The organism is Capnocytophaga sp. H4358 (assembly GCF_002302515.1).
GTDB lineage: Bacteria > Bacteroidota > Bacteroidia > Flavobacteriales > Flavobacteriaceae > Capnocytophaga > Capnocytophaga canis.
Window position 1 is genome coordinate 1600591 of record NZ_CP022380.1, and the last position, 26568, is coordinate 1627158.

Here is a 26568-nt window from a genome sequence, read left to right on the forward strand (position 1 = left end):
ATTAAATCCTGAAAAATTTCATGCGTTCAATTTAATTTTTGTTGAATTGGTATAAGAATTTCGTAAGTAGTAAAATTGTACTTGGGGTTGAATCTAAGTTGCGTGAAAAAATGTAACTAAAATCCTTTATTTTTCTCAATTTCTTTGTACCTTTGTTCCCAAATATCAATAGAGCAAATAAAGAATTCAATTATGAAGAATTATGGTGTTGTAGTGCGACATAGGGTTCGCATATTTATGGCTGTAGTAATGTTTTTTACTACAATGTTAGGTTTTTCGCAAGATTCTACTCCTGTGTTGGACGCTCAATCCAATCCACCACAGCTTGGTGCATGTGGTGATGCGGCCACTTTTACAGTGACTTTGAATTTGGGAACTACAGCTTATCCTAATGCACAGTTGGAAATTACTATTCCTAATGATTTTGAGTATGTTAATGGAGAGCAGACCAATGTAGGTGCCGTAAACTTTGTTTCCCAAACGGGTAATAAAGTAACCCTCAACTTGAACATACCTGCCCATACAGCAACTCAGCCACAGATGCACGTAACATTTAAGGCTAAAGCCCTTTGTGGTAGTATTGCAACAACAGCAGTGGGAGCAACAAAACCTCGAATGCGTTACAAGCTCACTGGCGCAGGAGCTGAGCAACTCAAAGAAGGTAAGGATATTAACGTATTGTATGCAGTACTAAATATGAAAGTTGACCCAATGTCAGCTAATTTGCCTTCGGGTGAGTCGGTTCAGCGTACCATAGTTATCACAAACACAGGTAACTCTGCTATCAGTTCATTTAAGATAGCCACTACTTTAGGTGCAGGGTTAGAAATTACGGGTTCTGATTTTTCTGCTGAACAAACCAATGGCTGGGTAATAACTAATTCGAACGGGACGTATCAATTTTCAGGGAAAGACCTTGCTAAGGGTGATGTTGTAACCATCACCCAAACCTTAAAACTTAAAGGATGTACTGATTTTACCAGTTCATATACTGCAAGTTATGGATGTGGTGGAGATGAATCTTGTCAGTACAATGAGATTAATCAGGCTACAAAGTCGCCAGGAATTAGTTTGGACAATACTAAGAAACCGATTTTAGAGATCACTCACATAGGGGCTGATGGTAATGCACTCACAGTAGCTAAACCTGGAGGCTTGTGCTTGGATACGGATATCTATCATTACATCAAAATTGAAAATAAAGGTCAAGGTGTTGCAAAAGATCTTATTTTTACTATCGAAACTTCCACTGGTGATCGTTTTGGCTCTACTTATTTTATAGAGAACAGTTACGAAATGGCAGATGACCATGCATTTACTCAAAATGTAGAAACGCCTATACTAACGACTCCTATGGCAGGAGGCGGTTACAAGTGGAAAGCGGAATGGGGAGGTCGTTTTGGGACCACAGGAAAACATTGGCTTTATGAGATGAGATTGCGTGATATACCTGCGGGCGGTGCATTATATGTACGTATAAAATCCCGTAATAACTCTGCTACAGCAGGGTGTACTACTACACCATCTAACTTAGCATATGGCTATATTGTTTCAAAAGTGAGATATAGCAATGCCAATCAATGCGTAACCTCTGCACCTGTAACGACAAATCAAACATCAATAAATGTTGGACAAGAAATTGATTTTAGAGGATTTAATGAGGCAAGTGTTTCTGTAGAAGGAGGGAAAGTTTATAATGGTTCTTTTAACGTTAATAAAGTATCAGCTACTTGGAATGGACTTAAAAAAGACGATTATTTTGATATTGTTTTACAACTCTCACCTTCGTTTACTAACATACAACAAAGTTCTCTTAAACTTTTTACAAATACAGGAGTTCCAGTAAATCCCAGTCAACCTCCTATTGTAAACGGAAATGAGGTGCGTTTCCGATTTAAATATCAGAATGATATTAAACCATACGATAACAAAGTATGGTCAGGTGCTGACTTCAGTATTAATGGGTTGAAGATTAAATTTGACGCTACCTATAATTGTGGTGCAAAACCAGGAGGGGATGACGCCTGGTACAAATTAAATATGGAACTTAAAAGAACCGAGTCTTGTGGTACCTCATTTACAATGCCAACTCGCTGCATTAAAGTTGACTTAACACCTTATGGATGTTCTTCAGGCTGTGCCGATGGGTTTGTACGTGAAATTCCTACAATTGAGCGTACCGTTTATGGTTTTGAGCCCACCGATCCTGATAATCAAGGAGTGCCTAAGTACGATGGTTCGGGAAATCTTATTCCTATAAATCCCGATACCTATACAAGAACTTTACAAAAATCTTCTTTCCATATTGGAGACAGAATCCGATTTAAACAAAGTGGTAAGGTTAACAAAACGACTGCTGATCAATGGACTCAGGGTCAGTTTTCTTTTCCGATGCCTGAAAATTTACATGCTGATGCAAATCCTTTGACTATCATTGATCCACAAAGTGTTATTTTAACTCTTCAACGTGCTGGTGCAACCTATACGGCAACGGCTTTAGGTCTTATTCAGACGGGTAATAAAACCATTACCGTTAATTTTGATATTCCGACTTTACAAGCCAAAGGATTTCCCCCTTCTATTGCAGATTTTCAAAATGGAGACGTTCTTACAATCTCAATGGATATGACTCCTAATAAATTTGGTCACACAAGTCAAGGGCAGAAACTGTTTTATCCTAATTTTAAATTGATTCACAACGGAACGGATGTAGTTTGTGGACCTCCAGGTATTGCTAATAGCTATTATGGAATTACTAGATTTACACTAAATGTGTATCCTTATGGAGATCAGTATCCAACAAATCGTCAAATATTAGAATGTGAACGAGGCGCCCATTCGTATTTTTATTTTGATACGCTTATGAACGAGATAATTGCCACTAATGCAATGTTTCCTAATGAGCACCGAACTTTCTTACGTCCTAAAAAAATATGGTTTAATGTACCTAAAGGACTTATTTTGACAGGAGTTAAAATACGATTAGATGGGCAGGGCAGTGCCAATTTTCATGATACCCACATTGATATAGATGCGGATAGCAATGACGGCAATGACGCTCAAGTTACCGATAATGCTAATTATGGGTTTGATTTAGAAAAGGCGTTACGTACCCTTATAAACAATAAAGTAGGTCACGGAGACAAACCTTTGCATATCGACGAGGGTTACCGCATATTTATTGTCCCAGAGGTAAAACTTAATTGTTACTCTGGAGAAGCAGAAGTACTATCTATGGAAATGGAACTTGAGGGTACAGGGCATTCGGTAAACCATTCTGGATTTACGCATTTTAATCAGACTAATATACGAACCATTAGACGAGAAATAAAATATCTTGCGGACAACGATAAAATAACAACTTCGGTAGCTCAGCCTAATTATGTGGGTAATACGAATGAGGTACGTTGGGTAGTACAAGCAGCGAATAGTTCTACTTTCCATAAATTTACCAATTTGTGGATAGCATCAACCGATATGGAAATCACTTCGGTACAAGAAGTTACTAACGCTACAGGAAATATTCCTATGGGAATTCCTTTTACAAAAGAGACTTCGGGTATTTTTAAATTGGATAAATTAGATCCTACTAAAACCCGTTATTTCTTGGTAAAAGCAAATATAATCGACTGTGGTACAGGTAGCAAGAATATTTTGTTTGGACAAGGTTGTGAGGGCTATCCAACAACTATTGATGCTAACTCACCTTGCGTAACTTCGTTACCCGTTTCATACAGAAAAACAGAAGGTGCGTTTCAGGTGAAAATTGAAAGCCAACCACTAGCAAATTATCGTCCGAAATTGTGTGATCAAATAGAGTACGATATTGAGATTAATAACTCCGGGATTGGTATTACAAAAGAGGTTCATTTGGACATTCCAATGGGGCTTGACCAAGGATTATTCTTTGTTAATGGAAGTGCTCGTATCTCACAAAAGTATACCTCTGGGACACAAGGTACAACAAATAACTGGGAAGATGCAAATGTTACTTCCAATAACAATATCATTTCTATTAGTTTAGGAAATAATGTTTTATTACCAGGGGAAAAAATCCGTGTGCGTTTTAAAGTACAAACTACAAATGATTGTAAGTTTAACAGTCACCAGCAGTTGACCTTTATTCCAAAGGGTAAAAATTTCTGTGGTAGTGATATAACCGATATCAAGAGTGCTACCAGTGATAACATCATTATCCAAGGAGATAATTCTAACAGACCTATCGTAGTTATAGAAAAAGGAACAGCAACCGTGACTTTCGCTGAAATAGGGGCTACGGGATCTCCAATGGCTAAATATGAGGTGAAATTTGTTAATAAGGGAAGTGATATTAACTCTGATGCCATAAATGCCAATGCTAAGTTTGCCGTTAAATTACCGACAGGCTGGACGTTTGTTGATCAACAAGAAATAGAAACTAAATCGGGTGGCAAATTACAGTATGAGAGCTTGGAGGATGGTTTCTATGTATATAAATTACTGACCTCAATGCCTAAAGGTGAGGCTCTGGAAATAAACGATATTTCCATGAAGTTTACAGGTGCCATGAATTGCGATAATGCAGGAGAGGTACAAACACAATTGTATTACGTGGTGGATGTAGGAACTTTTGGTTCTAACTGTAGCGTTGCACCAACGTGTAATTTGAAAACAGTTATTGTAGACCGTAAACAGCTATTAGTAAATAAAGTACCAAAGGCTAAATTGAAAACGGATGCAAATACTGATTTGTGTGGCACTAAAACTATAGCCGATTTAAATACTTTGGTTACAGGAAATGCAAACTTAGTTTGGTATGCTACGCAAACAGGAGGAGTTCCTTTGGCAACTAACGTTCAAATTCCTACCGGAACAACAAGCTATTATTTAGCACTTAAAGATGCCCTTACGGATTGCGAAAGTGCAGAGCGATTAGTTGTCACGGTTACTGTGAAAGAAATCTCTGAAAGAGGTTATATTAGTAGAAGACAATTCTGTGATATTTCTTCGCTGACAGTTCAAAAATTAAAAGAAACAATAAACAATAATTACGAAGAAGGTCTTATTAAAGTTTATGATAATGGAGGAAGTACGGCTAAGTTAGACACTGATATTTTAACCTCAGGTGTATTATATCAGTACACTCGTACTCAAGCTGGGAAATGCGAGAGTGATCGTAGAGATATTACGCTTATTATAGGAAAAACACCGACACCTGTATTATCAGAAGTTCTTTGTGGACAGATGACCGTTGATCAGTTAAAAGCCAAATTCCCAACACCTTCAACTGTCAAAGTATACAATGGAACTTCTGAGGTTACATCGGGTAATTTAGGCGTAGGAAACTATCAGATTACCAATACCGAAAACGGTAAATGCGAAAGCGATAAGTTAAATATAACCATCTATGAATTACCTGTACTAAATATAGCTAAAACGGATGCTTCTTGTGGTGTAGCACCATCTGTAAAAATTAATGGATATAATACAGCTTTTACATATACCATAACACCGAATTTGACCATAGCAACGGATGGTACAATTACAGGATATACATACGGAACCTCGTATGAAGTAAAAGTAACCAATGGAGGTTGTAGTGCTATACAAAATTTCGTAGTAAGTAACACTTGTACTATTGATGCTGTTGATGATTTGCTTATAGAGGTTGATGCACTTAGTCCTTTGCGTACGTCTACAACGACGATATTGTCGAATGATACTTTGGGAACTGCATCGGCAACGTCTACCAATGTAACTATTACACAAATAGCTGCTGCCGACCCGCGTGTAACAATTGACACGGCAACGGGTAAAGTACAAGTGAACAGTGATTCTGTTCCTACAGGAATATATACGATTACTTATCGTATCTGTGAAAAAGTAAACGGTACGCCTTGTGATACAGCAACGGTAACGGTGAAAGTAATAAACATCAAGACAGGAGATGATGAATTTACGTATGAAAACGGATCTCTTTCAGGAAGTGGAAATATATTGGATAATGATAAGTATAACGGAACGATTCCGAGCATACCGGCGGAAGTAACTTTAACTACTTTGCCACCAGCGGGAATAACAGTAAGTCCAACGGGTGATATTCTTGTAAGTAACGCTAAAAGTGGAATATATACCTTTACGTATCAGCTTTGTTCGAAAGTACTTACGGACGTTTGTGATTCGGCGACTGTAACTATAACAGTAAAAAATAGGATAGAAGCCAATGATGACGACAATGGAGATTCTGTAAACGGTTATAATTTAGTACCTAACAGTACGATAGATATTTTTGCTAATGATAGGTTAGACGGAAAAGGAGTGAGTTCACAAACTGTCACCATAACCACACATACGTCATTGCCTGTTGGAGTAACTATTGATGTTAACGGAAAAGTAACCATTGGTAGTGATACCCCTACGGGATTACATTCGTTTACTTACACTCTTTGTGAAAAAGGCGTCACACCAGCGAACTGTGATATAGCAAAAGTTATTTTCATTGTTAAGAATATCGACGCTGTTGATGATGATTTTGGAGTTCAAACTGTAGGAACGACCACCAAGACAGTGTTTGAAAACGACAAGTTGAATGGAGTAGTACCAACGAGTGCGACGGTAAGTGTAACCCCAAATAATTTACCAATTGGAGTAACACTTAATTCGGATGGTACGTTAACGATAGGAAATACGGCTTCATCGGGTACACATACGTTTACGTATACTATTTGTGATAAGGCAAATACAAGTATTTGCGATACAGCTACAGCGACTGTTACGATTAAGAAAGTAGTAGCTACGGATGATTCTTACTCAATCACTGATACCACGGTAACTCAAACTGTGGGTAACGTATTGGATAATGACAAGGTAGGGACGCAAACTGCTACGACTACTTTGGTAACTATCGGCAATATCCAAAATCCTACGGGTTCGAATGTACCTGCTTTGGATACAAATGGAAATATCACGATCCCTCAAGGAACTTTACCGAATATTTATACGATAACGTATGAGATATGCTTGTCAGGAGGTTCTACGGATTGTGATACTGCGGAAGTACAAGTTGTAGTTGGAACACCTACATTAACAGTTGCTAACGATACCTATACGGCTACGACAATTGCTACTCCTAGGGTAGTGGGTAATGTGTTGAGCAATGACGCTATTAATGGTCATACCCCTGTATTGCCTTCGTTTGTAAACATTAGCGTTAAACAACCGGCGACACCTATCGGAGGCGGAGTGACACCTACTTTATCGACCACTACGGGAGATGTAGAAGTACCAGCTAATACCCCTGCGGGAGTTTATACGATAGTGTATGAATTATGTCCGAAAGGTATTGCTACGGGTTCACCATCGTGCAAAACAGCGACGGTGACAGTGACAGTATCCGCACCTGAGATAGTGGCATTGCCAAATGCCTATACGGTAACGACAACGACCACGACCCAAACGGTAGGTAATGTATTGGATAATGATAGTTTAGGCGGAGCTTCCGTAAGCACTTCAACGGTGACCTTAACTCCGGGTGCGTTTACACATCCTAATATCACAATGGGTACGGACGGAAACATAACGATTTCACCGAACACGCCATCAGGTACGTACACAGGTACTTATACGATTTGTGATAGAGTGAATACGAGCAACTGTACAAGCACTACGGTGACAGTGACAATTACAGCGGTAGCAACACCTACTGTATTAGTTGCTAATGACGACCCAGTAACGGTAACGACCACGCAAAGCGGTACTGTAATAAACGTACTGGAGAACGACCGCATTGGAACGAACACCCCAACGACGTCGGATGTAACGATAACGGTAACAAGCACGCCAACAGGAACAAACGTACCGATATTAGACCCATTGACAGGAAATGTAACCGTACCATCAGGAACGCCAACGGCAACATATGAGATTGGTTATAAGATTTGTACAAAAGTAGGCACAGTAACTTGTAGTACAGCCACAGTAATCATCACAGTTACAGAGGTAGTAACGCCAACGAATACGACTAATGCGATGAATGACTTTAAATATACTACTGTTAATACACCTGTAACAGGAAGCGTAGGAGGGAATGATACAGACCCAGAGGGAGATACCCAAGTGTGGACGACTCAGACAAATACCACAGGCGGACATACCTTTGTGTTGAAATCGGATGGGACATATACGTTTACTCCTTCGACAGACTTTGTAGGAACGGTATCTTATACGTATGAAGTATGTGATAACGGAACACCGCAGGCATGTGCAACGGCGACGGTTTACATCTCAGTGAAGCAAGTAGCTACGCCTACAGCGAATACAGATACCTTTACAGTTACCACTTCGACCAACACGCAAACAGTAGGAAACGTATTGGATAACGACAAGCTTGGTACAAAAACACCAACGACATCTGATGTAACGATAACGGTAACGTCAACCCCAACGGGAACAATCGTACCGATATTAGACCCATCGACAGGAGATGTAACCGTACCATCAGGAACACCATCAGGAACGTATGAAATTGGTTATAAGATCTGTACAAAAGTAGGTACAGTAACTTGTAGTACAGCCACAGTAACGATTACAGTTACAGAGGTAGTAACACCAACAGTGTTAATCGCTAATGACGACCCAGTAACTGTAACGACCACAGAAAGTGGAACAGTAGGAAACGTGTTGGATAATGATAGGCTTGGCACGAACACACCAACAACATCTGATGTAACGATAACTGTAACGAATACCCCAACAGGATCGGTTGTACCGAACTTAGACCCTGTAACAGGAAATGTTACGGTACCATCAGGTACACCAACGGGAACGTATACGATAGGTTATAGCATCTGTACAAAATCAGGAACGATTACGTGCGACACAGCTACGGTAACTGTAATAGTTACTGCGGTAACAACCCCTACGGTAATCACGGCTACTGACGACCCTGTAACTGTAACGACCACTCAAAGTGGAACTGTAGTTAACGTATTGGATAATGATAAAATTGGTACTAATACACCAACAACATTTGATGTAACGATAACTGTAACGTCAACCCCAACGGGAGCGATAGTACCGAACTTAGACCCTGTAACAGGAAATGTTATGGTACCATCAGGTACGCCAACGGGAACGTATACGATAGGTTATAGCATCTGTACAAAATCAGGAACGATTACTTGTGCTACGGCTACTGTAGTAATAACAGTTACGGAGGTAGTAACACCAACAAATACGACCATAGCGAAAGATGATATTAACAATACGTATGTTAATACACCGGTTTCAGGAAGTGTAGGAACGAACGATTTAGATCCTGAGGGAGATACGCAAGTATGGACAATACAAACAAATACAGTAGGAGGACATACCTTTGTGTTGAACGCAGACGGAAGATATACGTTTACTCCTTCGACAGACTTTGTAGGAACGGTATCTTATACGTATGAAGTATGTGATAACGGAACACCGCAGGCATGTGCAACAGCTACGATAAGTATCCAAGTATTACCGAAAGGAATCAATAGTTTGGTTGCGAATGATGACACAGCTGTTACTAAAGTAAATACAGGTGTTTTGATAAGCGTGTTGTCGAATGACTTTGATCCAGAAGGAGATACTTTCAGTGTAACGACACATACCAATCCATCTCATGGAACAGTTGCCTTGAATGCTGACGGAACATTCACATATACACCAACAACAGACTTTGTAGGAGAAGATGAGTTCACTTACATCATTTGTGATGGTAATGTAACGTCTACTTGTAAAACAGCGAGAGTACATGTGTCTGTGGTATCTACAACAACTAATATTACAGTTGCTAATGACGATGCTTACAATACAGATGTTAATGTAGCAGTAGTAGGAAATGTGTTGAATAATGACACCGACCCAGAGGGCGATACAGTAACTACTACAGTGGTAACAACTCCTTCTAATGGAACGTTGAGTTTGAGTACAGATGGAACGTTTACGTATACACCGACTACGAACTTTGTAGGGACAGACTCCTTTACGTATAGAGTTTGTGATAGTGGAACTCCACAGGCATGTGATGAAGCTACGGTTTACATTACGGTTAAAGGAGTTGTAGCTACGCCTACAGCGAATACAGATACCTTTACAGCTACGACTTCGACCAACACGCAAACAGTAGGAAACGTGTTGGATAATGATAGGCTTGGTACGAACACACCAACAACATCTGATGTAACGATAACTGTAACGTCAACCCCAACGGGAGCAATCGTACCGAACTTAGACCCTGTAACAGGAAATGTTATGGTGCCGTCAGGTACGCCAACGGGAACGTATACGATAGGTTATAGCATCTGTACAAAATCAGGAACGATTACATGCGATACTGCTACAGTAACGATAGTAGTTACAGAGGTAACAACTCCAACGACACCTGTAGTAGCGAAAGATGATGTTGAACAGACGGTAGTTGATACACCTGTTACGGTTAAAGTAGTATCTAATGATGAGCATGTGCCTACGCAAGGAACCTTGACTATTGTTACGCAACCTAAAAACGGAACGGTTGTTATCAATAACAATGGAACGACTAATGATCCGTCAGATGATGAGGTTGTTTACACACCTAACCGAGGTTATGCAGGAGTAGACAGTTTCGAGTATGAGCTTTGCGATACGATGGGTAACTGTTCTATAGCTAAGGTAACGATAACGGTGTTGAATGATGTAATTCCTCACAATGGTATTTCTGTGAATGGAGATGGATTGAATGATTACTTCCATATTCAAGGTATAGAGAGATATCCTAATAATACGGTTCGTATTTACAATCGTTGGGGAGTTAAGGTATTTGAGACGAAGGGCTATGATAATGTTAATAGAGTATTCCGAGCGATTTCAAACGGACGAGTAACGATTGAAGCTGCTGAGAAATTGCCACAAGGTACGTATTACTATATCATTGAATACACCGATAACAACAACAAGAAACATACGAAAGGAAGTTGGTTGTATATTAAGAAGTAACCGCTGACTGAATAAGTGAAAGAGAGATTATCCTAAATGGGTAATCTCTTTTTTTATTTGCTAAAGTTTGGAAGCTAATAATCAAATAAAAAGTTTGATATTAAGTTTAATGAAATATTTTTGACTGTAAAAACAAAATATGCTTCAATGATTATTTTCCAGAGCTTTTTTTAATTACAAAAAGTGGGGTTCTATGGAAAGTAAGAGTTCTTTGGAATTTGTATACAGTTTAAAAAAATACTATTTGTTGTGAATGTAACAAAAAAAATGAATTGCAATACAATGAAATCATTTAAATTCATTTATTTTGCAAAATCTATATTTTAAACAATCAAATTACCAATAAAAACATTTTACTATGAAGAGATTGATCGGAATATGTTTTTTTTTACTGAGCATAGGAATGTCAGCTCAGCAATTTACCATTGTGGGAGAAATCTATGACAAAGAAACCCAAAAGCCTGTGGAGGCCGCAACGGTTTTTGTGAGGACGGTAAAAGACTCTATCTTAGTGAATTATACTATTTCAGATGCCAAAGGTAAATTTACATTAAAAGGAAAGTCAAGTGATGATTTTTTGAATTTGATAATTTCCCATGTCGGAAATGCGACGTTTAAAAAGCGTATCGAAACTCCGAAGCCACGCCTTGATTTAGGAAAAATAGAGTTAGAAGCAAAAGCTTTTGAATTAGAAAGTGTCACAGTAACTTCGGAGGCAATTCCTATTACCGTAAAAAAAGATACATTAGAATTTAACGCTGACGCATTTAAATTGCGACCCGATGCTACCGTGGAGGAATTACTTAAAAATTTACCAGGAGTAGAGGTTGATGCCAGTGGAAATATAACTGTAAATGGGGTAGCGGTGAACGAGCTTTTGGTAAATGGGAAGCCTTTTTTTAATGATGTAAAAACAGCTACACGAAATCTTACAAAGGACATTGTGAAGAAAATTCAGGTAAGTGACACCAAAACTAAAGAGCAGAAATTTACTCGTCAGGAAAGTACTTCCGATAATAAATCAATTAATATTGTACTTAAAGAAGATAAAAATAAAGGTGTTTTTGGACGTGTAACGGCAGGTTATGGAACCAAAGATCGTTATGAATTCAGTGGCATTGGGAATTATTTTAAAGATAAAACTCGGGTGTCGGTTTTAGCAAGTTCCAACAATATCAATTCCGCAGGTTTTGAGTTTGATGAAATTTACGGAATGATGTCACGTGGATTTCGAGGAACACGAACCATTTCGATGTCGGGATCAAGTTTTTCGATTAATGGAGTTTCTTTTGGAGGAAGTAGCGAAGGTCTTAATGTTTCGCACTCCGCGGGTATGAATTATGCAGATACTTATGCAAAAAATATGGAAGTAGATGCAAATTACCTTTTTACACATTCAGATAATGAAAATCACACCAAGAGTCTGCGAGAAACAACTCTGCCCAATCGTCATTATTTTTCAGATAGAGAACATTGGGGTAATTCGTGGAATGATAATCATTCGGTACGAGCTTCCTTGGAATACAAATTAGATTCACTCACACAGATTGAGGTAAGCCCTAATTTAGGGATTAACAATGCACATAGCAGTAGCCGAAGTATGGAGCAATCGTTGAACAGCAATCGTACCCTTGTCAATAGCAGTGAGTCCACCAACCAAGCTCAGACAAACAATGTGAATTTTAATAACTATGTTTCACTGCGTCGTCGTTTCAAAGGACGTGGTTTTTGGGGAATTGGCTTTGAAAACTCAAACAGTCGCTCGGAACGATTCCAACAAATTGATAATCGCACAGAGGTATTTGGGGCTAATCCTTCGGTGCAAGTTCGTGATCAACAACAAGAAGCTAACAACACAAGTGACCAGTATAGACTTCGAACGAGCTTTCGTTATCCCATAGCCAAGACTTTTTTTGTAAGAGGGGAATATGTTTTTTCGAAAACCAATATTAAAAACGATGTAGACACTTATGATGCAAATCTGAGTGGTAACTATGTGAACTTCAATACGGCGTTGAGTTCTGACTTTATTACCCAAAACACCCAACAGCGCCCATTGGTAGGATTAGAGTGGAATAAGGATAAAGTTCGATGGAGTGGAGGAGTGAGTTTGGTTAGTAATCGTATTGAAAATCAAGATTTCTTGAGAGAATTGGACTTAGATAGGACCTTTACCAATTTCTCAGTAGAAACCAGTCTTCGCTATGAGTTTCAACGCGGAAAGAATATGTCGGTTCGCTATGATTCCAGTACCCAAGTGCCGTCCGTAAATCAGCTACAACCCATTGATAATGTGAATAATCCTTTGCACACCTTCACAGGAAATCCCGATTTACGACCAACTTTTGAACATAGTATTCGAGCAGATTTTAGTAACTTCAACTGGGAAACCCGTACAGGATATTTTCTATGGTTCAATGCTTATTTAAACGAAGATAAGATTACTTCCATCACATTAACCAATGATGATTTGACCCGGAGAACCACTTACACCAACATTGATGGCGATTATTCCCTCATGTTTGGAATTGATTATAATAAATCCAATAAGTGGGATAAAAATAAGTTGAAATACGGCTTGGGTACTTTTTCAAGTATTCGAGAAAATAATCAATTCAGTAATGGGACTCGCTATGCTTTGACCAATTATTCTTTAAGTTTAAGAAGTTCTTTGGGATACGATTATGATGAAAAAATTAATATAGAACTGACCTATAATCCTGTGTTTAATGTAGCTCGCTATGATTCGAAAGTGTTTGAAAATCAGAATTACACACAACATCGTACAGGTTTGAGAATAACCTCCTATGTGCCTAAAAATGTGGTCGTCGGAAGCGATTTTTCCTACTCCTATTTGCCTTACATGGGCGAAGGCTTCCGCAAAGGGTACCTCTATTGGAATGCGAGTGTTGGATACAAATTCCTAGAAGATAAAGCAACGATTCAGTTGAAAGCCTTTGATATTTTGAATCAAACTGTCGATTCGTCTCGAATTATTACAGAGGATTACGTACAGGATTCTCAAAGGCTCATGTTGAAGCAATATTTTATGCTTACTTTTACCTATAAACTCAACAAAGTAGGAGGTAACAAAGGAAAAGGATCAAGAGTTATTCTATTTTAGTTATGATTAAAAAGCTAAATAAAACACACCTAAAATCAGGCAAGACTATCTTTATTTCAGGCTCAAAGTCTGAGACCAATCGATTATTACTTCTACAAGCTCTTTTTCCGCAGTTAGAAATTGTAAATATGTCCAATTCTGATGACTCCCAAGTGATGATTGCTGCCCTTGAAAAAGGAAATGGAACCATTGACATTCATCATGCAGGGACAGCAATGCGTTTTCTCACAGCTTTTTTTGCCTCACAAGAAGGGAAAGAAGTCGTTTTGACAGGCTCTTCACGTATGAAAGAACGCCCGATACATATTTTGGTTGAGGCGTTGCAATCCTTGGGAGCAGAAATTACCTATCTTGAAAGTGAAGGATTCCCTCCATTGAAAATTGTAGGAAGAAAACTTTGCAACAATGAGGTCAGCATTCCATCGGAAGTCAGTAGTCAATACATCTCAGCCTTGATGCTCATAGCTCCTTCTTTAGATAAAGGGTTGATAATTCGGTTGTTAGGAAAATCAACTTCTTTGCCTTATATCAAAATGACACTCCAATTACTTGATGAAATAGGAGTTACCACATCGTTTGACGGAACTACAATAGTGATACATCCGCTACAATTGACTGTAAATAAAACACTTGTTGTAGAATCTGACTGGAGTTCGGTTTCCTACTGGTATTCTTTCATTGCTTTGTCAGATATTGAAACGAGCATACATCTACGGAGTTATAAACAATCCAGTTTACAAGGAGATAGTATTTTGTCAGAAATATATTCGTTTTTTGGAGTAGAAACCATTTTTTTAGGCAATGAAATCCGTTTGCAAAAAAAACATACTCCAAAACAAAGCCATTTTTCGTATGATTTACGAAATACTCCTGATATTGCACAAACTATTGCTATCACCTGCTTTGGCTTAGGACTTTCATGTGATTTAACAGGATTACATACGCTAAAAATCAAAGAAACTGATCGTTTACAGGCCTTAAAAACAGAGCTTACCAAACTTGGAGGTGTTGTTAGAGTTACCGCTGAATCTTTGCATTTGAACAGATGTAAAGAAATTCGTTCTAATATAGCAATAGATACCTACGATGACCACCGAATGGCGATGGCATTTGCCCCATTGTGTTTAAAAAGCAATATTACAATCAATAATTCAGAGGTGGTTTCCAAGTCGTACCCTGATTTTTGGAGCGATGTAGAGAGTATTATGGGTGATTAGTAAACATTGCAGAAAAACAAGTTCTTATGAAATGAAAAAACCTCCCTTTTTTAAGAGAGGTTTTTCGTTATATTCAATTTTGGAGATTATTTTTTCTTGCCTCCTTTTTCTGCTTTTGCAGCCTCTTGAGCAGCTTTCATTGCAGCACGTGAGATTCTCACCTGACAAACAACCGTATTGTCTGGATGCATTACTTTGTAATCGTCTTGTTGTAATTTCGTAACATAGAATTTTTGACCCATTTCCATACCAGAAATATCAACGTTTACGAAATCTGGCAATTTAGAAGGAAGAGCTTTTACTTTCAGTTTACGGTTAACAACACGCAACACCCCACCTGCCATAACTCCTGGAGAAGTTCCGGTAATTTGGATTGGCACCTCAATAGTGATTTCTTTGTTTTCATGTAATTGATAGAAATCGATATGAAGTATTTTGTCAGTAACTGGGTCAAACTGAATATCTTGCAAAATAGCACTATACGTTTTTCCCTCTAATTCAATCGTAGCAGTGTACACGTTTGGAGTGTAAACGATGCTTTTGAATGCTAAATCTGGTGCAGCAAAATGCAAAACATTGTCTCCTCCGTATAACACGCAAGGTACCTGTCCAGCATTACGTAAGGCTTTTGTTGCTGCTTTGCCCACGCTTTCTCTTTGAGATCCTTTGATTGTAATTGATTTCATTTAAAAAATATTTAGTTATTAAATTATTTACATAATAAATTTTGAGCTAATAGAGTTGTTTTCATGTACGCGGTGCATCACTTCAGCAAACAAATCGGCACAACTCAATACTTTAATTTTGGGATTTTCCTGTTTCAAAGGAATAGAATCTGTAATGATAAGTTCTTCTAATTCAGATTTTTCTATTCTTTCATAAGCTCCACCGCTCAAAAGACCATGTGTAGCGACTGCACGAACGCTGATAGCTCCCCGTTCTTTCATTATTTCAGCTGCTTTTACCAAGGTTCCTGCAGTGTCAACCATGTCATCCACTAAAATTACGTTCTTTCCTTTCACCTCTCCAATAAGCTCCATCGTCTCTATGACATTTGCCTTCTTGCGTTGTTTGTAGCATATCACCACATCGCTGTTCAGGTACTTAGAGTAAGCGTAAGCTCTTTTTGAACCTCCCATATCGGGTGATGCCATGCACAAATTTTCAAGTCCTAAACTCTGAAGATGAGGTAAGAAAATGGTCGAAGCATACAAATGATCCACGGGTCGTTCAAAAAAACCTTGGATTTGATCCGCGTGTAAATCCATTGTGATAATACGTGTAGCTCCTGCCGATTCCAAAAGGTTAGCCACTAATTTTGCTGCAATGGGCACTCTCGGTTTGTCTTTTCTGTCCTGACGAGCCCATCCGAAATAAGGCATCACCGCAGTGATGTGACGAGCCGAAGCTCTTTTGGCCGCATCCAACATTAGCAACATTTCCATCAAATTTTCAGAACTTGGGTTGGTTGAACCTATAATGAACACTCGGGTTCCACGTACAGACTCTTCAAATGAAGGTTGAAATTCTCCATCACTAAAACGAGAAATATTTACTTCTCCTAAGTGAGTTCCGTATTTTTCAGCAATTTTTTTTGCTAATTCAACACTTTGTGTACATGCAAAAATCTTAGATTCTGGTACAATATATGCCATAATAGTAAATAGATGTGTTGTACTTTTAATCGTAGTCTCTTTATCGTGGGTGCAAAGGTATGAATTTAAAAATAAACATTGATATTTTTTTTATATTTTTTTTGCACATTTAAAAATCTTGTGTATCTTTGCACCCGAAATGATGAGGAAATAAGCCTGAGTGGCGGAATTGGTAGACGCGCACGACTCAAACTCGTGTTCTTCGGAGTGAGGGTTCGATTCCCTCCTCAGGTACAGTGTAAAAACCTTAATTTGTTGATAAACAACATTTTAAGGTTTTTTTTGTTTTTGTAGTTAAAAAAAATATTTGAATACATCTAATGTTTTAACTCTAATTATTCTATTACAAATAAAATCAATTAGAAAAAGAGGTTAAGTAGACGTAAAAACAAATAAGAAAATGATATTAAAGAAAATTAAAGGAGTAGCACCCGTGTTAGGTTTGAATTGTTTTGTTGCTGAAAATGCTACGATTACAGGAGATGTGGTTTTAGGTAATCAGTGTACTGTTTGGTATAATGCTGTAATTCGAGGTGATGTGAATACCATTCGCTTGGGAGATAAAGTTAATGTACAGGACGGAGCCGTCATTCATGCAACCTATCAAAAATATGCCACAACCATTGGTAACAACGTTTCAATTGGACATAATGCCATCGTTCACGGCTGTACTATTCACGATAACGTACTTATTGGAATGGGAAGTGTTGTTATGGATGGTTGTGTTATTGAAAGCAATAGTATCATAGCAGCAGGAGCGGTAGTTACAGAGCATACTCATGTTGAATCAGGAAGTATTTATGCAGGAGTCCCTGCTCGGAAAATAAAAACGCTTTCGAATGAACAAAAAGAAGGTATTCAAAGAACCGCCGATAACTATGTTAAATACGCTTCTTGGATTGAAGATGTATAACATTGAACCTTACTTTCTTTTATTTACATCATTGTAAATCAAGTATATATTTTATTTTGTTTTAAATACAACAAAATAAAATGTTAAAAATTAACGAAGTTATAAGTAATTATTTAGCTTTGTGTTTAGTTTCTAACAGCATAACACTATGAGCACAAAACAAAACTATAAAAAAGCATTTATATTTGTTACTGCACTCTTTTTTCTTTGGGGGTTTTTGACCGTACTAATTGACTCGCTGATTCCTCGATTGCGAGATGTTTTTACCTTGAATTATTTTCAAGCTGGTTTGGTTCAATTTGCTTTTTTCACGGCCTATTTGTTATTGTCGATTCCAGCAGGTATTATTCTGTCGAAAATTGGATATAAACGAGGTATTATCTTAGGATTGTTAACCATGGCAACTGGATGTTTTTTGTTTTATCCAGCGGCATCTGAGCGCATTTTAGGTGTTTTCCTGTTAGCCGTTTTTATTTTGGCAAGTGGTATAACATTTTTACAAGTAGCCGCCAATCCATATGTTTCCATTTTGGGAGATGAATCGGGAGCTTCGAGCCGATTGAACCTGTCTCAAGCCTTTAATTCATTGGGAACAACGATAGCTCCTATTATTGGAGCTGTATTCATCCTAAGTGATCGTGTGAAAACGGAGGAAGAAATTGCTGTACTCTCTAGTGTTGAAAAAGAGGCCTATTATTTGACAGAAGCAGCTTCCGTGCAAACACCGTTTATTTGGATAGCTTCGTGTATCATAATATTAGCAACTGTTTTTGCTTTTGTAAAACTGCCAGAGGTAATTAGTTTGGAAGCAAAACGTCACAGTTATGGAGAGTTATTTAAAAAGCGAGGGTTGATGCTTGGCGCAATTGGTATTTTTCTTTACGTAGGTGCAGAAGTAGCAATTGGAAGTTATTTAGTGAATTATTTTATAGATATAAATATCGTTCGTGACATCCTCGAAAATAGCACAATGCGCTCGCTGGTGAGTGGCATGGGAGGACTTTTAGGTAAAGCTGATCTAATTCATGGCGATCCAAAATCCATTGTAGGGATTTTTGTGATGTTCTATTGGGGAGGAGCCATGATTGGACGTTTCATCGGGGCATATCTAACCCAAAAAATAGCTCCATCAAAGGTGTTAATAGCATTCTCGTTGATTGCTATTCTACTGATTCTTATTTCAATAAACACCGACGGATTGCTCTCTATGTGGAGTATTTTAGCGGTTGGTTTATTCAATTCAATTATGTTTCCTACCATTTTCACTTTGGCTTCTGAAGGATTGTCCGATTTACGTCCACAGGCTTCAGGTATTTTGTGTACAATGATTTTTGGAGGGGCTATTATTCCTCCTGTAATTGGCTTTTTCACGGATAACATAGGTTTCAGAATGGCTTTTTTAACCTTAGTAGTTTGCTACGGATACATTTTGTTCTTCGGATATTACAAACGCTACCATGTGGAGTAATTACTTAAAAATCAATTGAAACGAATAAAGTCAGAATATAATTAAGAAAACCTTTTCCACGAGAGAAAAGTCGCTAATCAAAGAGGAGTAATTTTTACTAAATTTTGATAGCTTTATAAAACTGACAATAAATATCTAAGGAAATTGACCTGATTTTTATGGAAATAAAAAGCCCTAAACTTTGTTTTACTAAAGTTTAGGGCTTTTGAAGTTTTCATACTTTACAATGATTCATTACTGTCCTAATATATAGGCAAAAATAAGTGGAGCTACGATAGTTGCGTCCGACTCTACAATGAACTTAGGAGTGTTAATATCTAATTTACCCCATGTAATCTTTTCGTTGGGAACTGCTCCTGAATATGACCCATAACTAGTTGTAGAATCTGAAATCTGACAGAAATATGCCCAGAAAGGTACATCAGTCCACTCCAAATCTTGGTACATCATCGGAACAACGCAAATAGGAAAATCCCCAGCTATCCCTCCTCCGATTTGGAAGAAGCCGACACCTTTTCCTCCTGAATTAGCTCTATACCATTCGGTTAAATACACCATGTACTCAATACCCGACTTGACTGTGGAAGCCTTCAAATTTCCTTTGATAACGTTTGAAGCAAAAATATTTCCTGTAGTAGAATCCTCCCAACCTGGGCAAACAATAGGTAAGTTACGTTCAGCAGCAGCTACAATCCAAGAGTTCTTTGGATCAATTTCGTAATATTGCTCCAATACGCCTGAGTTTACGACTTGATATAAAAACTCGTGTGGAAAATAACGTTCTCCATTCTTTTCTGCCTTGTGCCATACTTCTTCCAAGTGTTTTTGTAAACGACGGAAAGCTTCTTCTTCTGGGATACAGGTGTCAGTTACACGATTGTAATGATTCTCAAGTAAATCCCATTCATCTTGTGGAGTGAGGTCACGGTAGTTAGGTACGCGTTTATAGTGTGAGTGTGCCACTAAATTCATCACATCTTCTTCAAGGTTTGCTCCCGTACAAGAAATAATATCCACTTTCTCCTGACGAATCATTTCAGCGAGAGAAATTCCAAGCTCTGCAGTACTCATGGCTCCAGCAAGTGAAACCAACATTTTCCCGCCTTCCAAAAGGTGCGTTTCGTATCCTTTAGCAGCATCCACCAATGCGGCAGCATTGAAATGCAAAAAATTTTTCTCTATAAATTGAGAAATAGGTCCTTTATTCATTTCGAATCTTTTTTATGTTAGAAAACGCAAAGATAGAACATTTAATTCATATACAGAAATATACACAGGTTATTTTATTGAACTCCAAAAACTTAGAAAACGAGTGATGTGACAAGATTCAAGGTTCAAAGTCCAAAGTTAATTACGAATTAATAATTACGCTAATTGCTAACCCGTAATTATTAATTCGTAAATATTCATTGTTGTAATCCGTAATTGGTCATTCGTAATTATTAATTGTAAATTGCTAATCATCAACCCGTAATTGGTCATTCGTAATTTGTAATTATAAATTATAAATTATTCATTGTTAATTTGTATTTTTGCCCGAAATTTTAAAAAGTTTACTATGGAGATTTTTATGATAAGGGCTGCTCAGTTGATTCTGAGTCTTTCGATATTGGTTGTTTTACACGAGTTAGGGCATTTTATTCCTGCCAAGGCTTTCAAAATGCGTGTAGAGAAATTCTATTTGTTCTTTGATGTCAAATTTTCTCTTTTCAAAAAGAAAATTGGCGAGACCATTTATGGTGTCGGTTGGTTGCCTTTGGGAGGATATGTCAAAATCGCAGGAATGATTGACGAGAGTATGGACAAGGAGCAAATGGCTCAACCGCCTCAACCTTGGGAATTTCGTTCTAAACCTGCATGGCAACGACTGATTGTGATGGTTGGTGGGGTTACCATGAATTTGTTGTTAGCTTTTTTCATTTACGCAGCTATTCTGTTTACCTGGGGTGAAAAACAAGTTAAGGAAGACGGACTTACAGGAGGGTTTGCTGTGAGTGAAGTTATGAAAACTTACGGATTCCAAAATGGAGATATCGTCACAGAAGTTAATGGAAATCCTTTAGGAAATTTATTGGATATCAATCGATATGTATTATTGCGAGACGTTAGCAATTTGAAAGTTAAAGGGTTAAATGGTGATGAACGTATGGTTCATTTACCGGATTCTATTGGTAAACAATTGTTTCACGCAGGAGAAATGATGGCATTTCGTCCACGATTGAAGCCTATTGTCGATTCAGTTTTAGTAGGTTTCCCAGCGGAAAAAGCAGGACTTCAAGCAGGAGATAAAATTATCTCTATCAATGATATTTCTGTGACCTATTATAGCGATGTGCAAGACATTATTAAGGTTTTTCCGAAAAAATCAACGATAATTGTGGGTGTGGAACGTAGCGGAAGAAAGGAATTTTTAGAAGTAACGCCTAATGACGAGGGTAAATTAGGTTTTTTTGCTACCCAGCTCGCTAATGTAGAATATACTCACAAAACATATACAGTTGCATCAGCTTTGTCGGAAGGGATTTCTTACGGCTATTGGACTCTCCGTGATTATATTTCTCAATTCAAGTTTATATTTACTAAAAAAGGAGCTACTGAAGTGGGCGGATTTGCTGCTATCGGAAAGATGTTTCCTGAAAAATGGAATTGGCACGCTTTCTGGCATACTACAGCATTGCTTTCCATCATGTTAGCTTTTATGAACATATTGCCAATTCCTGCGTTAGACGGCGGACACGTCATGTTCTTGCTCTATGAGATGGTTACAGGACGCAAACCAAGTGATAAATTCTTGGAATATGCACAAATGGTAGGTTTTTTCATCTTGATAGGCTTACTACTTTTTGCTAATGGAAATGACATCTACAAAGCTATTTTTAAATAGTTTTTTTGCATAATCAATCTTAGTTTTATTCATCAAATCCTCGTTTTTAACAAAATAACTAAAAACGAGGATTTATTTTACTGCGTTCAGATTAGAAAGTATACATCTATCTTTTAAATAATGACATCGTATTATTCCATTTTTTAGGAGCCTTCTTCTTATTGTTATTTTCATACCTACAAAAAACAAAGAGATTGTTTCTAAGTACAAAATTCCGTCAGTTTTGAGCAGGAATCTTTGGTCTTACGAGGTCAATCTGCGAAATAGCAAAATGATATGTTTTTTGTTACAGAACTTTAATGTATATTTGCGAATAAATTTGTACGTCGATCTTTCGACAATTGTTTAATTAAATAAATCTGTAATTATGAAGAAAATTTTAGTAAGTTTATCCGTTATTGCTCTATCAGGAATAGTTTCCTGTGAGAACGTAAAACAAATTAAGAAAGAAACTCAAAACTCTGTAGAAAATGTTGTTGAAACGCTACAGACAGAGACTGAAAAAGCCGTTGATCAAGTAAAAAAATCAATTTCTGAATTTGAAGTGCCTTCTTTTCAAGACAGTGATTTACAGAAAATGGCTGCAGACTATAAAGCATATTTACTTGAGTTAGAAGAAGCTACCAAAGCGGGAAGTCAAGAAAAAATCGATCAATTAAAAGCAAAGTCGGAGGAATGGGCAAAAAAAATTGAAGAACAAGGAAAGAAAGTTTCGTCCGAAGACCTCAAAAAATGGAGTGAGTGGGCTGAACAATTTGTTCAATAATTGAAATTTAACGAGAGAACTGTCCGAAGAATTCAACTTTTCGGACAGTTTTTATTCTTAATCCTTCTCCTTTCTGTGTGACTCTACAAAACTTTTTTCTTCTGTCACAGCAATAATTCGGCGTAAATTTTAAACTTCAAAATCCGGACACCTCTTCTGAGTGACATTTTGTCATATTTCTTCCTTTGGCACAATCATTGACTATTAGATGCTCGAAGCCCAAAGCGGAGCAGTTCCGCCTAAGGTGATAAATAAATGTTGAATTAAAAATAAATTAAGAATATGAGCAAAATTATTGGAATAGACTTAGGAACCACCAACTCGTGTGTTTCTGTAATGGAAGGTAATGACCCTGTGGTAATTACCAATGCCGAAGGCAAAAGAACCACTCCATCGGTAGTAGCTTTTGTGGACGGCGGAGAAATTAAAGTAGGAGATGCTGCTAAGCGTCAGGCAGTAACCAATCCTAAGAAAACCGTTTATTCGATTAAGCGTTTTATGGGAAATAAATTCTCTGAATCAGAGAAAGAAGTGGCTCGCGTACCTTACAAAGTGGTAAAAGGCGATAACGATACGCCACGTGTGGATATCGATGGAAGATTGTACACTCCGCAAGAAATTTCAGCAATGATTCTTCAAAAAATGAAAAAAACAGCCGAAGATTTCTTAGGACAAACCGTAACCGAAGCCGTTATCACCGTTCCTGCATACTTTAACGATGCACAGCGTCAGGCAACCAAAGAAGCAGGAGAGATTGCAGGACTTAAAGTTCGTCGTATCATCAACGAGCCTACCGCCGCTGCTTTGGCCTACGGATTGGACAAAAAACACAACGACCAAAAAATCGTGGTATTTGACTTCGGTGGTGGTACGCACGACGTATCTATCTTGGAGTTAGGTGATGGCGTATTCGAAGTACTTGCAACTGACGGAGATACACACCTTGGAGGTGATGATGTAGATGAAAAAATCATCAATTGGTTAGCCGAAGAGTTTCAGGCAGAAGAGCAAATGGATTTGCGTAAAGACCCAATGGCGTTGCAACGTCTTAAAGAAGCTGCGGAAAAAGCCAAAATCGAGCTTTCTTCTTCTACACAAACCGAAATCAACTTGCCATACATCACGGCTACGGCAACAGGTCCAAAACACTTGGTGCGTACCCTTACTCGTGCAAAATTCGAGCAATTGATTGACGATTTGGTAAAAAGAACCATCGAGCCTTGTCGTACTGCCCTTAAAAATGCAGGACTTTCAACAAGCGATATTGACGAAGTGATTTTAGTAGGAGGTTCTACGCGTATTCCTGCGGTGCAAGAAGCGGTAGAGAAATTCTTCGGAAAGAAACCAAACAAGAGTGTTAACCCTGATGAAGTGGTAGCTGTTGGTGCGGCTATTCAAGGGGGAGTTTTGACAGGAGATGTAAAAGATGTATTGCTTTTGGACGTAACTCCGCTTTCACTCGGTATCGAAACAATGGGTGGAGTGATGACCAAACTTATCGAGGCCAATACTACCATTCCGACCAAGAAATCACAAGTGTTTTCAACTGCTGCTGACAATCAGCCGAGTGTAGAAATCCACGTGTTGCAAGGTGAAAGACCAATGGCAAACGATAACAAAACGATAGGACGCTTCCACTTAGATGGCATTCCGCCTGCACCGCGTGGCGTTCCTCAAATCGAAGTAACGTTTGACATCGACGCTAACGGAATTATCAAAGTTTCGGCAACCGATAAAGGAACCGGCAAATCGCACGATATCCGAATTGAAGCCTCATCAGGACTTTCACAAGAAGAAATCGAGAAAATGAAACGCGAAGCCGAAGCCAACGCCGAAGCTGACAAAAAAGCCAAAGAAAAAGCCGATAAAATCAACGAAGCAGACTCAATGATTTTCCAAACCGAGAAACAACTCAAAGAGTTTGGCGACAAACTTCCGGCAGATAAGAAATCAGGCATCGAATCGGCATTAGAAGAGTTGAAAAAAGCACACCAAAGCCAAGATTTGGGACAAATACAATCTGCTTTGGACAGAATCAACGAAGCGTGGAAACAAGCCTCCGAAGACCTTTACAAAGCACAACAAGCCCAAAGCGAACCACAACCTAACACAGGCGGTCAGCAACAACAAAACGGCGACAACGTGCAAGATGTAGATTTTGAGGAAGTGAAGTAAGTTACCGCCGACATTTGAGGAGTATCCCATAATCTGTGTAAGTTGAAAAGTTATTCTGAAATTTTTTGAGCCCTTAAAAGCTCAAAAAAAATTTCGGAAATAACTTTTTAACTATTTTTGACCCATAATTTAAACAGATATGATTAACAAGGAAGAATTGCTCAACAGCAAAGAATTTTACAAGTCATTTAAGACTGCTGAGGACTTGACAGGTTTCTTTAAAGAGCTCCACAAAAAAGCGGTGGAACATATGCTCAATGCCGAACTCGACGTTCACTTGGACAACGAAAAACACGACAAAACTAAAGATGGAAATTATCGTAACGGACACACTTCCAAGAAGATAAAAACTTCCTTTGGCGAAGAACAAATCCAAGTTCCTAGGGATAGAGACGGTAGTTTTAACCCAATGTTAGTCCCTAAACGCAAGAACGTTATCGATGGTTTGGAAAACATCATCGTATCGTTCTATGCCAAAGGAATGAGCGTGAGCGACATCGAAGAACAAATCCAAGAAATGTACGGCTTTGAAGTATCAACTTCCACAATATCAAGGATTACCAATGCGGTTACCAATGAAATGGTCGCTTGGCAGAACCGCCCGTTGGACGAGCTGTATCTGATTGTTTGGATGGACGGCATCGTTTTTAAAGTTCGTGAGAACTCAAAAGTTGTCAACAAAACCATTTACCTTGCTGTGGGCTTGAATCGAGAGGGAAAAAAGGAAGTTTTAGGAATGTGGCTCGGAAAGAATGAAAGTTCCGCCTTTTGGATGAGCGTTCTCACTGATTTAAAGGCTCGTGGAGTGGAAGATATTCTCATTACTGCCACCGATAATTTAAACGGATTTACGCAAACCATTCGCACGGTTTTTCCCCAATCACAAACGCAAATATGTGTGGTTCATCAGATTAGGAATGCTTGTAAGTATGTGGTTTACAAAGACAGAAAAGAATTTACAGCCGATATGAAACACATCTATACTGCCCCTAACAAGGAAGCTGCCAAGGTTGCTTTGGAAGATTTTGCCCAAAAATGGGAGTCAAAATACGGCTATGCTATCAAATCTTGGTATGACAATTGGGACGAATTGACCGTATTTTTCGATTTTCCGTTAGAGATAAGAAAAATTATTTACACAACCAATCTTATTGAGAATCTGAATGGTAAGATTCGGAAATACACCAAAAACAAGCTGTCTTTCCCAACAGACGAAGCTGTGCAAAAGTCCGTTTTCTTGGCTTTGAGAGAAGCTACCAAAAAGTGGAGTATGCCTATCCAAAATTGGGGGATTGTCTTGAACCAATTTATGCTTATATTTGCACAAAGACTCAAACTATAAAAACTTAACCCCAACTTTTTAACTTACACACTTAGAGG

The 26568-nt window shown here is 38.2% G+C and carries 12 protein-coding genes and 1 tRNA gene; 10 read left to right on the forward strand and 3 right to left on the reverse strand.

All coding sequences use genetic code 11. The features are described from left to right. Positions 1-192: 192 nt before the first annotated feature. From CGC49_RS06830 to CGC49_RS06840, 3 genes are all read left to right on the forward strand, one after another. Positions 193-10986 (forward strand): Ig-like domain-containing protein, encoded by a 10794-nt coding sequence (locus CGC49_RS06830; protein ID WP_157909015.1) that lies wholly within the window; start codon positions 193-195, stop codon positions 10984-10986. Between the two features lie 358 nt (positions 10987-11344). Continuing rightward, positions 11345-14110: an outer membrane beta-barrel protein gene (locus CGC49_RS06835; RefSeq protein ID WP_095912213.1), complete on the forward strand. Its 2766-nt coding sequence runs from the start codon at positions 11345-11347 to the stop codon at positions 14108-14110. A gap of 2 nt (positions 14111-14112) precedes the next feature. Next, positions 14113-15327 (forward strand): 3-phosphoshikimate 1-carboxyvinyltransferase, encoded by a 1215-nt coding sequence (locus CGC49_RS06840; protein WP_095912214.1) that lies wholly within the window; start codon positions 14113-14115, stop codon positions 15325-15327. Positions 15328-15413: 86 nt separating this feature from the next. Here CGC49_RS06840 and CGC49_RS06845 read toward each other — a convergent pair whose 3' ends face one another. Further along, entirely contained in the window at positions 15414-16013 is a 600-nt protein-coding gene (locus CGC49_RS06845; protein WP_042008273.1) for a 50S ribosomal protein L25/general stress protein Ctc, read from the reverse strand. A 27-nt stretch (positions 16014-16040) separates the two neighbouring features. Next, the gene (locus CGC49_RS06850) at positions 16041-16982 is read right to left on the reverse strand and encodes a ribose-phosphate pyrophosphokinase (RefSeq protein WP_095912215.1); all 942 of its coding nucleotides are present in this window, start codon (positions 16980-16982) and stop codon (positions 16041-16043) included. A gap of 154 nt (positions 16983-17136) precedes the next feature. Here CGC49_RS06850 and CGC49_RS06855 point away from each other — a divergent pair. The 3 genes from CGC49_RS06855 (at position 17137) to CGC49_RS06865 (ending at position 19363) form a co-directional block, all read left to right on the forward strand. Further along, positions 17137-17216 (forward strand) — tRNA-Leu (locus CGC49_RS06855). A 166-nt stretch (positions 17217-17382) separates the two neighbouring features. Then, positions 17383-17895 carry a gamma carbonic anhydrase family protein gene (locus tag CGC49_RS06860; RefSeq protein ID WP_095912216.1) on the forward strand — a complete coding sequence of 171 codons (513 nt, stop codon included), beginning with the start codon at positions 17383-17385 and terminating at the stop codon, positions 17893-17895. A gap of 148 nt (positions 17896-18043) precedes the next feature. Further along, entirely contained in the window at positions 18044-19363 is a 1320-nt protein-coding gene (locus tag CGC49_RS06865; protein ID WP_095912217.1) for a sugar MFS transporter, read from the forward strand. Positions 19364-19597: 234 nt separating this feature from the next. Here CGC49_RS06865 and CGC49_RS06870 read toward each other — a convergent pair whose 3' ends face one another. After that, the gene (locus tag CGC49_RS06870; protein ID WP_095912218.1) at positions 19598-20572 is read right to left on the reverse strand and encodes a deoxyhypusine synthase family protein; all 975 of its coding nucleotides are present in this window, start codon (positions 20570-20572) and stop codon (positions 19598-19600) included. A gap of 349 nt (positions 20573-20921) precedes the next feature. Here CGC49_RS06870 and rseP point away from each other — a divergent pair, with 349 nt between their 5' ends. The 4 genes from rseP to CGC49_RS06890 all read left to right on the forward strand — a co-directional run bounded on the left by rseP (position 20922) and on the right by CGC49_RS06890 (position 26530). Then, positions 20922-22247 (forward strand): RIP metalloprotease RseP, encoded by a 1326-nt coding sequence (gene rseP / locus CGC49_RS06875; protein ID WP_095912219.1) that lies wholly within the window; start codon positions 20922-20924, stop codon positions 22245-22247. A gap of 367 nt (positions 22248-22614) precedes the next feature. After that, on the forward strand, positions 22615-23013 hold the full coding sequence (locus CGC49_RS06880; RefSeq protein WP_042005802.1) for a hypothetical protein: 399 nt from the start codon (positions 22615-22617) through the stop codon (positions 23011-23013). Between the two features lie 282 nt (positions 23014-23295). Beyond that, positions 23296-25188, forward strand: a complete 1893-nt coding sequence (dnaK, locus tag CGC49_RS06885) for a molecular chaperone DnaK (protein WP_095912220.1) — start codon at positions 23296-23298, stop codon at positions 25186-25188. A gap of 139 nt (positions 25189-25327) precedes the next feature. Next, complete coding sequence (locus CGC49_RS06890; RefSeq protein WP_095893597.1) at positions 25328-26530, forward strand: IS256 family transposase; 1203 nt, start codon at positions 25328-25330, stop codon at positions 26528-26530. Positions 26531-26568 lie beyond the last annotated feature (38 nt).